Raw genomic sequence first — 13,993 nt, forward strand, 5'->3', positions numbered from 1 at the left:
CGAAAGTATAATTGACGTTAACGTAAACGTGATATTAGATAGCCAGACTAGACAGGTGAAAGGAGTCATGATGTCCAGTTTGTCCCCCTCGGCAGGCTTGCGCTTTCGCACCGCCCTTGCCAATGAACATCCCTTGCAGATCGTCGGCACCATCAATGCTTATATGGCGCTGATGGCCGAGCGCAGCGGTTTTCAAGCCCTCTATCTCTCCGGCGCCGGGGTAGCCAATGCCTCCTACGGCTTGCCGGATCTCGGCATGACCTCCCTCAACGATGTGCTGATCGATGCCGAGCGGATCACAGCGGCGACCCGTGTGCCGCTTCTGGTTGATATCGACACCGGCTGGGGCGGGGCATTCAATATCGCCCGCACCATTCGCGCGTTTGAGCGGGCCGGTGTTGCCGCCGTCCATATGGAAGATCAGGTGGCCCAGAAGCGCTGTGGTCATCGCCCCAACAAGGCGGTGGTCACGCTTGAAGAGATGTGCGATCGCATCAAGGCGGCAGTGGATGCCCGCGAGAATAGCGAGTTCGTCATCATGGCCCGCACCGATGCACTGGCGGTGGAGGGGATGGAGTCGGCTCTTGAACGCACTGCCGCCTATGTGGCCGCCGGTGCCGACATGATCTTCGCCGAGGCGGTGACCGAGCTTGCCCAGTACGACCAGTTCAAGCAGGCGGCCAAAGTGCCGATCCTCGCCAATATGACCGAGTTCGGCAAAACCGCGCTGTTTGATAAAGAGCAACTGGCCGCCCACGGGGTCGATATGGTGCTCTACCCCTTGAGTGCCAACCGGGCCGCCAATCAGGCCGCCCTCAACGTCTATCACCATATTCGCCAGGATGGCCATCAACGGGCCGTCGTGGAGACCATGCAGACCCGGGAGTCACTCTACGACTTCCTCGGATATCACCACTACGAGCAGACACTGGATCGTCTGTTTACAGCCAAGGAATAGGAGGCAGCTTATGGGACAGCAAAAACCGTTGGGCGGGGCCGGTCTGCGCGGGCAGAGTGCGGGGGAGACCAGTATCTGCACCGTGGGCAAGAGCGGCACCGGTCTTACTTATCGCGGCTATGACATCAAGGAGCTGGCCGATAGCGCCCAGTTCGAGGAGGTCGCCTATCTGCTGCTCAAGGGGGAGTTGCCCGGTGAGCAGCAGCTTGACGCGTACAAGCGCGAACTGCGTCGCCTGCGCACTTTGCCGACGGCTCTGCTGGAGGTACTGGAGCGCATTCCCGCCGATGCTCATCCGATGGATGTGCTGCGTACCGGCTGCTCCATGCTCGGCGATCTGGAGCCGGAAGATGGTTTCGAGCATGAACACGAAGTGGCGGATCGGCTGCTGGCCGCCTTTCCGGGCATTCTGATCTACTGGTACAAGTTCAGCCACGAGGGAGTTCGCATCGCCCTCGACAGCGACGAGGAGTGTATCGGCGGCCACTTTCTGGCCCTGCTGCACCAGAAGGCGCCAAGCGAGCTGGAGAGGCGGGTGATGCATGTCTCCCTTATCCTCTACGCCGAGCATGAGTTCAACGCCTCCACCTTTGCCGCGCGAGTCTGCGCCTCGACCCTTTCCGACATGTTCTCCTGCATCACCGCCGCCATCGGCACCCTGCGCGGCCCGCTCCATGGCGGCGCCAACGAGGCAGCCATGGCGATGATCGAAGATTGGCAAGACGAGACGCAGGCAAGGCGCGAACTGCTGGCCAAGCTGGCGGCCAAGGAGAAGATCATGGGCTTTGGCCACGCCATCTACCGCACCTCGGATCCGCGCAACGTCATCATCAAGGAGTGGTCGGCCAAACTTGCCGAGGCGGTGGGGGATGATCGCCTCTATCGCGTCTCCTGCGAGGCGGAGAAGGTGATGTGGGAAGAAAAAGAGCTCTTTCCCAATGCCGACTTCTTCCATGCCAGCGCCTATCACTACATGGGGATCCCAACCAAGCTGTTCACGCCTATCTTCGTCTGCTCGCGGGTCACCGGCTGGTGCGCCCACGTGATGGAGCAGCGCGAGCACAACCGGATCATCCGCCCGAGCGCCGATTATGTCGGCCCGGCCCCCCGTCACTTTGTCTCTCTACAACAACGATAAGGAAATCACGATGTCCGCCAACGTCGACGTCAACCACAGACCCGAGCCCGATCAGGTACTGGTCGATATTGCCGATTATGTCTGCAACCACCCCGTAACCTGCGAGGCGGTTCTCGACACCGCCCGCTACTGCCTGATGGACACCCTTGGCTGTGGCCTGCTGGCCCTGCGCTTTCCCGAGTGCACCAAACACCTTGGCCCCATCGTACCCGGCACCCTCGTACCCCACGGCGCCCGGGTGCCCGGTACCCAGCTCTGCCTCGATCCGGTCAAGGCGGCCTGGGATATCGGCGCCATCATCCGCTGGCTCGATTACAACGACACCTGGCTGGCCGCCGAGTGGGGCCACCCCTCCGACAATCTGGGCGGTATTCTCGCCACTGCCGACTGGCTCTCCCGTACTCGCGTGGCCGAGGGCAAGGCGCCGCTCACCATGGCAGATGTGCTGGTGGCCATGGTCAAAGCCCACGAAATTCAGGGGGTGCTGGCGCTGGAGAACTCCTTCAATAGGGTCGGTCTCGATCACGTGGTACTGGTCAAGGTCGCCAGCACCGCCGTGGTGACTCACATGCTGGGTGGCACCCGCGATCAGGTGATCGATGCGATCTCCCAGGCCTGGGTCGATGGCCAGAGCCTGCGTACCTACCGGCATGCCCCCAATGCAGGGTCGCGCAAGAGCTGGGCGGCGGGGGATGCCACCTCTCGCGCGGTGCGCCTCGCCCTTATCACCATGAGCGGCGAGATGGGCTATCCAGGCGTACTGAGCGCGCCCAAGTGGGGTTTCTACAACGTGCTGTTCAAGGGCAATCAGTTCGCCCTGCATCAAGGGTACGGCAGCTATGTGATGGAAAACGTGCTGTTCAAGATCTCCTATCCCGCCGAGTTCCATGCCCAGACCGCGGTGGAGTGCGCCATGAAGCTGCACGGTCAGGTGAAGGGGCGGCTGGATGAGATAGACCGTATTGAACTCACCACCCATGAGTCGGCCATTCGCATCATCAGCAAGGTCGGCGCCCTCAACAACCCGGCCGATCGGGATCACTGCCTGCAATACATGGTGGCGGTGCCGCTCATCTTCGGTCGCCTCATTGCCGAGGATTACGAGGACGATGTTGCTGCCGATCCCCGCATCGACGCGCTACGCGGCAAGATGGTGGTGCAGGAGGACAAGCGTTACAGCCGCGAATATCTGGAGGCGGACAAGCGCTCCATTGCCAACGCCATCCAGATTTTCTTCAAGGACGGCACTCACACCGCCAAGGTGGAGGTGGAGTATCCGGTCGGCCATCGTCGCCGTCGGGAGGAGGGGATCCCGCTGCTGGTGGAGAAATTCCAGCACAATCTGGCCACCCGCTTCCCAGCCAAACGGGTCAACGACATTTTGGCCCTCTGTCAGGATGGGCCTCGCCTTGCCGCCACCCCGGTACATGCCTTTATGGATCTGTTGGTGATCTGATCGCTCTTGCATTGGCCAACATATCGGCAAACAGTGATAAACGAAAAGCGGGCTCATCGGCCCGCTTTGTTATTCTGGCGGCTTATCCCTCGATAAGCCTTACCCAAGCGCACGGCTGTCGCCGTTAAAGAGCGCCGTCATGATGGCCGTCTCGCGACTGGCGATGGTCTCGAGAAACTCGTTGGCACGCCCCATCTGATGACACACCTGATAGCCGCGCTCGACAAAGGAGAAGAGCTCGCCAAGTCCCGCAAGATGGGCGGGACCAGACACCAGCTTGAGGGTTGCCCCCAGAAGTGGCTTTCTCGCCAGCCTGTCCAGCGTCATCCCAAGCTCGCTCACCAGCGCAATCTGATGTTCCCGGCGCGCCTGTTCACCCACGGCACGATAGGCGATGGTGTAGTGGTCCGGGGTGATGGGATCAATGCCATCAATGCGCCGCAGCGCCACCACCATCAGGTAATCCAGCTCTTCGGAGAGGGCATCAAGCTCGATCGCCTGCGCCAGCACCTTGAGGCCGGACTCCGGCAACAGCCGCTCGGCGGTCGGCATCACCCGCATCACGTCCGCATCGCGGCGGGCACAATCCCCCGGGCCATAGAGATCGGTCAGGAAAAACTCGGCGGCAGGGCCGTAGCGGTCACTCTCCAGCAGATCACGATGGGTCCGCCCCAACCGGTCGGCCTGCCACTGGCGTAGCCGATCCCGATCCTGCTGATCTTCCGGGTGAGCACGCATCTGCTCGCGCAAGGTTGCAACCCGTTTGAGCTGGCGGTAGAGCCGACCCAGGGTGCTATCGTCGTCGTGGGCATGTTCTTGATGCGTCATCTACAGCTCTCTGGCCTTGGGCCCATTGATGGGGATTGGGTGATACGAAGATACAAGTGAATGAAAAACAAGCAGCTTTTGCTGACCGTTCCGTGACAAGTGTAGCGCGCACGGGGGAGGGAATAAATGCCATGCCCCGCTGATGGCCTGCATCCCTCTCGACTCTGTTAAGTGAGTCCCATTTATGTGAACCATCCTTTCATTTGTTGTGAACATGTGTTTAATATCAATAACTAACTTATGACCCAGAGTAACGACCATGTTCTTCAACTCGCTCGCTGGCAGCAGCGCACTCTCTACCATCCAGATCAGCCGTCAGCATCCGCTGGGATTGGCCGCCGCCCGGCTCGCGGCCGAAGCCATCGCTGCGGACATGAGCGAGAGCTATCAACTCGATTGCGAATGGGCAGATGAAGAGGAGACCGAGCTTCGTTTTCGCGGCTCAGGGGTACATGGCACTCTCACCCTGGACGATGAGAACCTGGAACTGGAAGTGCATCTTGGTTTGATGCTGTTGCCGGTACGCAGCGTACTGGAGCAAGAGATCCTCGATTATGTCGATAATCGCTTACCTTGCCCCAAACGTGTTTGAAACTTTTCGTTGCACTGGCTTTAAATAAACCAGCTGTAAACGATGGTTGTTTGAAATAAGTTGGCAAGCCATAAGGTTTGTCAGATTTATTATCCGGTGAGGTCTAAATTATATTTTGTAAGTAATCTTTCATCTTTATTTCATATTTCGAGTCGGCACTCTTTAATGTCATTCCGATTGCATCAAGTCTTCATCCGGATATGAGGGCAGGAGCAATTTGCCGTCTCGGTAAATTCATTTTGTAGGGAAACAACCATGCCACTGAGTGAATTTATCTCCTGCGTCGATACCGCCTGGTTACGCATGGACAGACCCAACAACCTGATGCAGATCATCGGTGTCCTGATGTTTGAAGGAGAGCTTGATGAAACGCGTCTGCGGGCCGGATTACGCCACACCATTTCGGTGCAACCCCGCTTCCACCAGCGGGCCGTGCTGGAAGGGGGCTCCTACTACTGGCGCCATGATCCCGATTTCGATCTCGATCAACACCTCAAGCGAGTGATCCTGCCGGGTGAAGCGGGCAAGCTGGAGCTGGAGAAGCTGGTGGCCGATCTCGCCTCGACGCCGCTCAACCACCAGCGCCCCCTGTGGGATATGCACCTGACCGACACTTCGCTGGGTGGGCAAGCGCTGGTGGTGCGCATTCACCACGCCATGGGCGATGGCTTCTCGCTGGTGCGGGCCATGCTGACCATGATGGATAACACCCCGGAAGGGGCGCCGCGACCACCGTCACCGGAGCCACTGGATGACAGCGATGACGAGGATGAGGAAGATTGCCACCAGGGCAGCCGTCTGGTGCGGGCCGGTCTCAAGCTGACCGGTAGCCTCTGGTCCAAATATGTCGAAGTGGTCACCCATCCCACCAAGGCGGTGGATTACCTCAAGACCGGGCGGGATGTGGCTAGCGAGCTGTGCAATATCGCCACCCTCGGTGATGACTCCCCCTGCCGCCTGCGTGGCAAGACCACCAGCACCAAGCGGGTGGCCTGGTCGGAACAAATTGATCTGCCGGATATCAAGGCCGTGGGCAAGGTGCTGGGCTGCTCGGTCAACGATCTGCTGATCGCCGCCACCGCAGGGGCGTTTCGCCACTACCTGCAGGAGAAGGGGGATGATGCCAACAAGGTCAAGATCCGCGCCCTGGTGCCAGTCAATATGCGTGCGCCGGATGATGAGGGGGCTCTTGGCAACCGCTTCGGGCTGGTGGCCCTGGACTTGCCACTGGATGTTGAACACCCGTTGCAGCGGCTCTATACCGTGCGTGACCGGATGCAGGCGCTGCGCACCTCGCTGCAACCCGTGGTGGTGCTCAACCTGTTACATGCCCTTGGCATGGCACCCAATGCGGTGCAGCAGCAGGCAGTCGAGCTGCTCACGGCCAAGGCCAGCGCGGTGATCACCAACGTGCCCGGCCCGCAGCAGACCCTCTATCTGGCTGGAGCAAAATTGCGTCAGCCGCTGTTCTGGGTGCCGCAATCGGGGGATATCGGCGTCGGCGTCTCCATCCTCTCTTACGATCACAAGGTGCAGCTTGGCCTTATCACCGACAAGAAGCTGGTTCCGGATCCGGATCGGGTGGTCGAGCGGTTTGCGGTGGAGTTCGAACAACTGCTGTTGCTGGTGCTGATGGAGCCGGAGCTGCTGTTTGACCCCAACGGACTGGATGCGCTGCTCGGTTGAGCGAGCATTTGAGCGACCAGTGACGGCGTAGCCAACCGGACTGCACCCATCATAAAAGAGGCCAACCCGTGGGTTGGCCTCTTGTTTTGTTGTCTATCCGTGGCAAGTGTGGCGGTTAATCCTCCAACTCTTCCCGCGCCGCCTCCACATCGAGGCGCTCCATGGCATCCATCGGTTCGCACTCGGCTGCTTCAGCATAGAGGGCTTCGGCCGCTTTCAGGCGGCTCTTGCCGTGCAGCATTACCTGAGCGTTGGCGTACTCCATGCGGGCGATAGCGGAGTCGGGGATCAGCGTCAGCGCTTCCTTGAAGTGGCGCTCGGACTCCTCCTTCTTGGCGCCATAGGTGAGGCCGCCGATCATGGCCCCCAGCTTGTCGACGATTTCCGCGTGCCAGGCGCCAAAGGCGATATGGGCCTCGGCGTGATCTGGCGCCAGCTCCAGCGCCTTCTCAAGGCTTGCCTTGATCTTGTCGCCAATTCCTTGCGAGAGGGCCTTGGAGATGGAAATGACCTGACTGTAGCGACCTAGGGCCAGAGCATGGAAATACCAGGCGTTGGCGTTCTTGGGCTGGCGTTTTTGCAGCCTCTCGGCATGGCTGGCCGCCCGCTCGAAAGCGGCGCGCTTGGCATACTTGTCTTCCAGCAGGTAGCTGGCGTGGATCACCAGCGCCTTGTTCGCCACATTGAGGCCCGCCTCACCGGCCGCTTCACCAAGAGCGACGGCCCGGGCAAAATCCCCGGCATGATAGGCCCGCCAGGCATCCTGTACCTGCTCATCCTCGGGCCAGGGTTCGGCATCCCCCTGATGGAGACGATCCCAGTTGTCCGCCAGCTTCTGGCCAGCATACTCATAGGCCGCATCCGCGTAGGGGAAGGGGACAAATTCGAGTTGTGAAGTGGTCATGCTTGTTCTCCCTGTAGCATGTGAATCAAACCTTGTCGGTGTAGTGATGGGCGAGGGCGCCCAGATGAGCGCGGGCATCGGCCCGCAAATAGGGTGCGACCAGCTGCATCACCTGAAAGACGCCGAGGGCGATATCGGCGTCCGCCTTGGGATGCAGTGCCCGCTGGTAAGAGATCCAGAATGTGCCCACCAGCGCCACATTGGCCGCCAGCGTGCGCATCTGTTGCGCCGTGCCCTCCATCAGCCCGACCGTTTGCAGATGGTTGCAAATGGCGATGGCGGTCTGCTCCTTGCGGCGCAGCAGGGCGGAAAAGCGCTGTTCCACCTGATGATACCCACTCATCAGGGTCGCGATATCGTAGTAGAGGAAACGGTACTGCCAGATGGCTTCAAACATCAGGTGGAGAAAGAGCCAGATATCTTCTGGCTCATCGGACGGGGTGCTGACCGCCTCCAGCAGGCGATCCATCTGCTGTTCAAATTCGCAGAACAGGGCGTTGACGATCTCCTCCTTGTTGTGGAAGTGGTAGTAGAGATTGCCCTGGCTGATCTCCATCTCGGCCGCAATGGCCGAGGTGGTGACGCTGGGTTCCCCTTGTCGATTGAAGCAGGCGAGGGCAGTGGTCAGGATCCGCTCCCGGGTACGACGTTTGGGTTTGCGATCCATGCTACTCCTTTGGTGATGAACGGCGCACGCCGTGGCGATAGCGTTTGGCAAGCCAGTGCTGCAACTGCTCCAGCGACTTGTCGAGGGCGGCGACTGAGCCAATGCCGGGGGCCAGCAGGGTGCGATCTTCATCGGCCAGCGCGGCCAGATTGAACTCGAGGCCATGCTTGGCCAGCACCGGCGCCAGCTCGTTACGACGCTGCCAGAGATCGCGGCGGGTATGCTGGTAAGCGTGCTCGCAGAGACGGCGGCGATCCCGGTAACTGAACACATTGGTGAAGAACATCTCGCCATCGGCAGAAGAGGGCTCAAACAGCAGGGCGTCGGCGTCGGGATATTGGTGTTTGTAGCGATCCATCCCCACATGCATGCGGGAGTGGATGATGGCGCGAAAGGTCTGGGCCAGTACCACCGGCAGACCGCTGTCCACCAGATTGGTCGGGGTGCCGGCGGCCATGTCCGCATCATAGGGCACCAGCGGATTGATGCAGAACACCAGATCCGCCCCCTCTTCCAGCGCTACCGAAGCGTGCAGAGTCTTGATCAGCGCCCCGTCCACATAGTAACGACCGTTGATCAAGGAGGGCGGAAAGAGACCGGGCAGGGCGGCTGACGCCTGTACCGCCGCCGAGATGGGCACATCATCGAGCCCCGGGCTGCCGAAGGCGACCGGATGACCGGTGTCGAGTTCGGTGGCTACCACAAACAGTCGACTGCGCAACTGGCGGAAATCGTTGCTGCGGCCGGGACGAGAAAAAAACTGGGTCAGGGTGCGATCCACCCCGCGGTTGTCGAATAGTCCGGTCGGAATGGCCTTGGAGAGTCCCTGCAGCGATTCAAACAGGCTGCGCTTCCAGGGGGCCGCCAGATAATAGGTCAGGCTCTGCCACGCCAGTGGCGGGATCGAGGTCAGACGGTCGGCATATTCACGAAAGGCGGGGCGCAGCAAGGTGGCCGGGTCAAACATCTCCCCCGAATCATCGCTGAGCAGGATCCGCACCAGCTTAGCCGGCGAGATGCCATTGGCCAGCGCCGAAGCCACCACGGCCCCCGAACTGACGCCAACATAGATATCGGCATGATCAAGGCGCAGGCCGTTGATGCTGTCAGAGAGGGCTGCGCAGGCACCGATCTCGTAGATGCCGCCGAGCGGCCCGCCGCCAGCAAGGGCAATTGCGATGGTACTCATAGCGTCGCCTCTCTATCCATGACATTCACCATGACAAGACCGGCCCAGCGCAGGGCATGGGCCGGTATCAATCACCTTCCGTCACCACGAGGGATCAGGGCAGGACGCTCTCTGCTTTGGCCTTCACCTCTTTCACCGCATCTTCAGCGGCGGAGAGGAGATCGGCGGCCTGCTCAACCACAGCCTCTTTAGCCTTGGCTACCGGTGCCTTCTTTACCGGAGGCTTGCGGGCAGCGGGCTTTTTGGCTGCAGCCGGTTTGGCTTCAGCGGCAGGAGCCTCCTCTTCCTGCGCATCCAGCAGTTGCTGGACCACGTCGGTCAGCTCGGCCATGCGCTTGGAGAGCTTGTCGATATCCTTGCGGGTCGGAATGCCGAGGCTGGCCACAGCGCGGGCCACGCGATCTTCAAACACCTGCTCCAGACGACCCCAGGTATTGGCGGTCTTGTCGGTCACAGCGGCAATCTTCTCATCTGCGCTCTGACGGGTTTTTGCTTGCAGCGCTTCACCTTCCTGCACCAGCGCTTCAAAGATCTTGCCACCCTCTTCCTGCGCCTTGGCATAGGCACCCAGACCCGCCAACCAGATCTGCTGGGTGGACTCCTTGATGGTGGAGGTGAGTTGGTTGTCGGTCACTGACCCTGCCAGCGCTTTCAATTTCTTAGCCATGATCTTCTCCTTGAATAACGACAGTTAAATGTAATGGCGACAACGAAACTGCAATCGGGTTGTGGCATTACTGATTTTTCAACTTCAGTCTAGGGACAAAAAATAGAGGGTTCTACCTAATAACGGAACAGGCACACTACCGAAATTAGGGTTTGCTCACGAACCGACAATCAAATTGCGGATTCCCATATGAATCGTGATATATCTAACAACCTAGTAACACCCTAATCAGTAGCAGGATTCTCTTTATGAACTATTTCATTACTGGCGGTAGTGGTTTTATCGGGCGTCGATTGATCAAAAAGTTATTCCAACAGCATCCCGACTGTATCGTCTATTTTCTGATGCGCGCCTCTCATCAGGATAAATTGCCGGAGTTATTTGCATTCTGGAATGTGGATGAATCGCGTGCAGTCCCGGTTTTTGGTGACATGACGCAACCGCTGCTGGGGGTGTCGGTCGAGATGCAGGAGCAGTTGATCGGCAAGATCGACCACTTCTTCCATCTGGCTGCCATCTATGATCTCAACGCCAAGGCCGGGATCCAGCAGCAGGTCAACACCGAAGGGACCCGTCAAGCCGTTCAACTTGCCGAGCGGCTGGGGACGGGGCAGTTCCATCACTGCAGCTCCATTGCTGCAGCGGGCCTGTTTGACGGTCTGTTTCGCGAGGACATGTTCGATGAGGCCGAACACCTCGACATGCCTTACTTCCAGACCAAGCACGAAGCGGAAGGGATTGTGCGAAACGAGTGCACTATTCCGTGGCGGGTCTACCGACCGGGGATCGTTGTCGGTGACTCCAATACCGGCGAGATGGACAAGATCGACGGCCCTTACTACTTCTTCAAGACCATCCAGAAGCTGCGCCGTCTGCTGCCGCCCTGGATGCCGGCCATCGGTGTTGAGGGCGGGCGCATCAATATCGTGCCGGTCAACTTTGTGGTCGATGCCATGGTGCATATCGCCCATCAAGAGGGCGAGGAGAACAAAACCTTCCACCTGACCGACCCCAACCCGATGCGGGTTGGCGATATGCTGAGCACCTTCTCCCGCGCCGCCCATGCGCCAGAGCCTGCGATCCGCATCAACGCCTCTCTCTTTAACTTCATTCCCCGCCACCTGACCGCCATGCTGATGACCATGGCGCCGGTGCGCCGCATCCGCGATGCCGCCATCGCCGATCTGGGTCTGCCCAAGGATGTGTTCCGCCTTATCAGTTATCCCACCCGTTTCGACAGTCGCGAAACCCAGCGGGTACTGAAAGGGACCGGTATCGAAGTGCCGCCGCTGCACAGCTACGCCTGGCGGTTGTGGGATTACTGGGAGCGCCACCTTGACCCCGAACTCTTCATAGATCGCTCCCTGCGTGGTCGGGTAGAGGGCAAGGTGGTGCTGGTGACCGGGGCCACCTCCGGCATTGGCCGAGCAACCGCACGCAAGCTGGCGGGGGCGGGGGCCAACGTCGTTACCATCGCTCGCGACGAGCAGAAGATTGCCGAGACTAAAGCGGAGTTTACCGAGCTGGGGCTGACCATCGAGATCTATCAGGGGGATCTCTCCAATCTGGCGCAGGCCGAGGAGATCACCGCTCGCATCGTGGCCGATCACGGTGGCGTCGATATTCTGGTCAACAATGCCGGCCGCTCCATCCGCCGCTCCATCGAGGACTCCTTCGATCGCTTCCACGATCTGGAGCGCACCATGCAGCTCAACTACTTCGGCGCACTCAAGGTGATCATGGGGGTGCTGCCCACCATGATTGAGAAGAAAAAAGGGCACATCATCAACATCTCCTCCATCGGGGTGTTGACCAATGCGCCGCGCTTCTCCGCCTATGTTGCTTCCAAGTCGGCCCTCGATGCCTGGGTGCGTACCGCCGCCTCCGAGTTTGCCGACAAGGGGGTCAGCTTCTCCATCATCAATATGCCGCTGGTGAAAACGCCGATGGTCGCACCGACCAAGGTCTATGAGCAGGTGCCGATGATGACGCCGGAAGAGGCCGCCGATCTGGTGTGCGATACCATCATCAACAAGCATGTGCGACTGGCGACTCGCCTCGGGGTATTTGGCCAGGTGGTTCACGCTCTGGCACCTCGCGTTGCGCAGGTGATCATGAACACCAGCTTCCGCACCTTTGCCGATCCCAAGGATGGCGACAAGTCCAAGGCGACCGCCGATCAGGTTGCCGTCTCGACCCTGATCAAGGGGATACACTTCTAACCGGATGATGGGATAAAAAGATCAACAGGGGCCTAAGCAATCAGGCCCCTGTTTTATTTGGAATAACAGTTGAAGGACGAATAAGGAGGGTCAGACTCGGGACAACAACTCAAGCAGCAGATCAGTCGTGCGACGGGAGTAGAGCAGAGAGAGATGGCCAATGGCAGACAACTCGATATCTTCCATTCCCGCCAATCGTTGCCGCTCCTGCGGCATCACCACATTGTCGTGACTGGTTCGCACCGAGATGCCGGGCACGCAAAGCGGCACAGAGGCAAAACGCTGCAACCAGCCGGAACCGGGCTCCATCTCGCGGGCATTGGCCCCAAGCCCAAGGGCGGCCAGCTGACTGCCCTGATGAGGCGTAGCCAGGGTGATCAGGCGCACGACCTTGTCACCACCATGGATAGCCAGATAGTCGCGGCAGACCAGCCCCCCCATGCTGTGACCGACCAGCACCAGCTTGTCAGCCCCGGTCTGCGCCAGCACATCGTCAATCCGGGTGGCCAGCAGCGGCACCATCTCATCGATATGACCAAATGGTGGCATCAGGGTAATGGTGGCAACCACATGGCCTGCGGTCTCCAGTCGGGAGCGCTGGGTACGCCAGATCCCGCGACTGCAACCGTAACCATGCACCAGCAATACGGGGCGCTGGCATGGACGCAGCCGATCGGGTGCCATCAGCAAAGGCTCGAACGGTAGCAACAAGGTGAAGGTGTAGAGGTAGGCCAGCATCTCCTGCGTCATCATCTTCACCCTGCGCCAGGGGCCGATAGCCGGGGAGGGGTAGAAGCGGGTAAACAGCCAGCTGCCGAGCACCACCAGACAGCGCAACCCAAGCAGGGCAAACACTACAAACAGCAGGGTCAGCAACCAGGGGAGTCCCACGACCAAGTGGGCGATACTCCCGAGGAGCAGCACCTCTACCATCAGCAGAATAAACAGGTGTCGTACGATCGTCATAAGGCCATGATCCGACCAGTCTGGCGTGGAAGTCAAATGACACTTTGAGGCAGCTTGATCCAGCGCGGCTTTTGTCGCTAAACCCCGGCGAACTCTTTTCTGGTGAGGTTATTTGCAATACTGTATATCCATACATATACTCTATCCATCATCACCAAGAGGAGGCCATCATGGCTGTCGAGATCAAATATGTGGTTGTTCGTGGGGGAGTGGAAAAAATGACCTTTGCCAGCAAAAAAGAGGCCGATGCCTATGACAAGCTGCTGGATACGGCCGATGAGTTGATGACCCTGTTGGCTGGCGCCCCGATCGAGCTGGCACCAGAGCAGCAAGAGAGTCTGGCATTCTACCTGGCAGAGCAGCGTGATGTGCTGCAAACCCTGCTGCGTGGCGGCAAGGTTCAGGCTGGCACGAAAGAGGAAGAGACTCCAACAGCCAAGCGCAAGGAGAAGCCACTCAAACAGGTGGCTTGATTGCACAGACCTTATTTCTCGGGATAAATGGCTCAGCTCATTCACTTTATTTGCATTTAAAACCATTTTTACGGCTATTTACCCCGAGAATTTTTTAACCATGCTGCATATCCCATGCATAACTGAATAGCGTGCACCACTGAGCGACACCAGCCAGATCTATGAGGAAATAATGAGCAAACAGTGGAGAGAACGTTATCTAGATCGCTCCCGGTGACCTTAATCAGCAACAACAAGAGGTAGTACC

At 59.1% G+C, this 13,993-nt stretch carries 13 protein-coding genes; 7 read left to right on the plus strand and 6 right to left on the minus strand.

The genetic code is table 11. The features are described 5' to 3' along the window. Positions 1-70: 70 nt before the first annotated feature. Genes prpB through AB5Y86_RS02360 form a run of 3 tightly spaced genes read left to right on the plus strand, consistent with a single transcriptional unit; the run spans position 71 to position 3,552 of the window. Positions 71-958: a methylisocitrate lyase gene (gene prpB, locus AB5Y86_RS02350; RefSeq protein WP_139411816.1), complete on the plus strand. Its 888-nt coding sequence runs from the start codon at positions 71-73 to the stop codon at positions 956-958. A gap of 10 nt (positions 959-968) precedes the next feature. Next, positions 969-2,096, plus strand: a complete 1,128-nt coding sequence (gene prpC, locus AB5Y86_RS02355; RefSeq protein ID WP_368191976.1) for a 2-methylcitrate synthase — start codon at positions 969-971, stop codon at positions 2,094-2,096. Positions 2,097-2,106: 10 nt separating this feature from the next. Beyond that, on the plus strand, positions 2,107-3,552 hold the full coding sequence (locus AB5Y86_RS02360) for a bifunctional 2-methylcitrate dehydratase/aconitate hydratase (RefSeq protein ID WP_368191978.1): 1,446 nt from the start codon (positions 2,107-2,109) through the stop codon (positions 3,550-3,552). Between the two features lie 99 nt (positions 3,553-3,651). On the opposite strand, the gene AB5Y86_RS02365 is transcribed toward AB5Y86_RS02360, so the two are convergent. Next, positions 3,652-4,380 (minus strand): hypothetical protein, encoded by a 729-nt coding sequence (locus AB5Y86_RS02365; RefSeq protein ID WP_368191980.1) that lies wholly within the window; start codon positions 4,378-4,380, stop codon positions 3,652-3,654. Between the two features lie 259 nt (positions 4,381-4,639). Between AB5Y86_RS02365 and AB5Y86_RS02370 the strand changes: the two genes are divergently transcribed. Beyond that, the gene (locus tag AB5Y86_RS02370) at positions 4,640-4,972 is read left to right on the plus strand and encodes a polyhydroxyalkanoic acid system family protein (protein WP_368191982.1); all 333 of its coding nucleotides are present in this window, start codon (positions 4,640-4,642) and stop codon (positions 4,970-4,972) included. Positions 4,973-5,227: 255 nt separating this feature from the next. Then, positions 5,228-6,658, plus strand: coding sequence for a wax ester/triacylglycerol synthase family O-acyltransferase (locus AB5Y86_RS02375; RefSeq protein ID WP_219263906.1), 1,431 nt, complete (start codon positions 5,228-5,230; stop codon positions 6,656-6,658). 115 nt (positions 6,659-6,773) lie between these two features. On the opposite strand, the gene AB5Y86_RS02380 is transcribed toward AB5Y86_RS02375, so the two are convergent. The 4 genes from AB5Y86_RS02380 to AB5Y86_RS02395 form a co-directional block, all read right to left on the minus strand. After that, positions 6,774-7,562: a hypothetical protein gene (locus tag AB5Y86_RS02380; RefSeq protein WP_368191984.1), complete on the minus strand. Its 789-nt coding sequence runs from the start codon at positions 7,560-7,562 to the stop codon at positions 6,774-6,776. A 25-nt stretch (positions 7,563-7,587) separates the two neighbouring features. Beyond that, complete coding sequence (locus AB5Y86_RS02385; RefSeq protein ID WP_005345492.1) at positions 7,588-8,229, minus strand: TetR/AcrR family transcriptional regulator; 642 nt, start codon at positions 8,227-8,229, stop codon at positions 7,588-7,590. Between the two features lies 1 nt (position 8,230). Then, a complete protein-coding gene (locus tag AB5Y86_RS02390) occupies positions 8,231-9,418 on the minus strand; it encodes a patatin-like phospholipase family protein (RefSeq protein WP_368191986.1) in 1,188 nt (395 codons plus the stop codon). A 94-nt stretch (positions 9,419-9,512) separates the two neighbouring features. Further along, positions 9,513-10,085, minus strand: coding sequence for a phasin family protein (locus tag AB5Y86_RS02395; RefSeq protein WP_005333118.1), 573 nt, complete (start codon positions 10,083-10,085; stop codon positions 9,513-9,515). A 248-nt stretch (positions 10,086-10,333) separates the two neighbouring features. Between AB5Y86_RS02395 and AB5Y86_RS02400 the strand changes: the two genes are divergently transcribed. Next, positions 10,334-12,307 carry an SDR family oxidoreductase gene (locus tag AB5Y86_RS02400; RefSeq protein ID WP_368191988.1) on the plus strand — a complete coding sequence of 658 codons (1,974 nt, stop codon included), beginning with the start codon at positions 10,334-10,336 and terminating at the stop codon, positions 12,305-12,307. 90 nt (positions 12,308-12,397) lie between these two features. On the opposite strand, the gene AB5Y86_RS02405 is transcribed toward AB5Y86_RS02400, so the two are convergent. Further along, a complete protein-coding gene (locus tag AB5Y86_RS02405; RefSeq protein WP_368191990.1) occupies positions 12,398-13,273 on the minus strand; it encodes an esterase/lipase family protein in 876 nt (291 codons plus the stop codon). Between the two features lie 170 nt (positions 13,274-13,443). Between AB5Y86_RS02405 and AB5Y86_RS02410 the strand changes: the two genes are divergently transcribed. Continuing rightward, positions 13,444-13,746, plus strand: a complete 303-nt coding sequence (locus AB5Y86_RS02410; RefSeq protein ID WP_368191992.1) for a YebG family protein — start codon at positions 13,444-13,446, stop codon at positions 13,744-13,746. Positions 13,747-13,993: the final 247 nt, after the last annotated feature.

Source organism: Aeromonas sp. s8 (assembly GCF_040907785.1).
In the GTDB taxonomy this organism is placed as follows: Bacteria; Pseudomonadota; Gammaproteobacteria; order Enterobacterales; family Aeromonadaceae; genus Aeromonas; species Aeromonas veronii.

Coding starts and splice junctions, on each gene's coding strand:
- prpB (WP_139411816.1), top strand. CDS start 71: ATGTCCAGTTTGTCCCCCTCGGCAGGCTTGCGCTTTCGCACCGCCCTT.
- prpC (WP_368191976.1), top strand. CDS start 969: ATGGGACAGCAAAAACCGTTGGGCGGGGCCGGTCTGCGCGGGCAGAGT.
- AB5Y86_RS02360 (WP_368191978.1), top strand. CDS start 2,107: ATGTCCGCCAACGTCGACGTCAACCACAGACCCGAGCCCGATCAGGTA.
- AB5Y86_RS02365 (WP_368191980.1), bottom strand. CDS start 4,380: ATGACGCATCAAGAACATGCCCACGACGACGATAGCACCCTGGGTCGG.
- AB5Y86_RS02370 (WP_368191982.1), top strand. CDS start 4,640: ATGTTCTTCAACTCGCTCGCTGGCAGCAGCGCACTCTCTACCATCCAG.
- AB5Y86_RS02375 (WP_219263906.1), top strand. CDS start 5,228: ATGCCACTGAGTGAATTTATCTCCTGCGTCGATACCGCCTGGTTACGC.
- AB5Y86_RS02380 (WP_368191984.1), bottom strand. CDS start 7,562: ATGACCACTTCACAACTCGAATTTGTCCCCTTCCCCTACGCGGATGCG.
- AB5Y86_RS02385 (WP_005345492.1), bottom strand. CDS start 8,229: ATGGATCGCAAACCCAAACGTCGTACCCGGGAGCGGATCCTGACCACT.
- AB5Y86_RS02390 (WP_368191986.1), bottom strand. CDS start 9,418: ATGAGTACCATCGCAATTGCCCTTGCTGGCGGCGGGCCGCTCGGCGGC.
- AB5Y86_RS02395 (WP_005333118.1), bottom strand. CDS start 10,085: ATGGCTAAGAAATTGAAAGCGCTGGCAGGGTCAGTGACCGACAACCAA.
- AB5Y86_RS02400 (WP_368191988.1), top strand. CDS start 10,334: ATGAACTATTTCATTACTGGCGGTAGTGGTTTTATCGGGCGTCGATTG.
- AB5Y86_RS02405 (WP_368191990.1), bottom strand. CDS start 13,273: ATGACGATCGTACGACACCTGTTTATTCTGCTGATGGTAGAGGTGCTG.
- AB5Y86_RS02410 (WP_368191992.1), top strand. CDS start 13,444: ATGGCTGTCGAGATCAAATATGTGGTTGTTCGTGGGGGAGTGGAAAAA.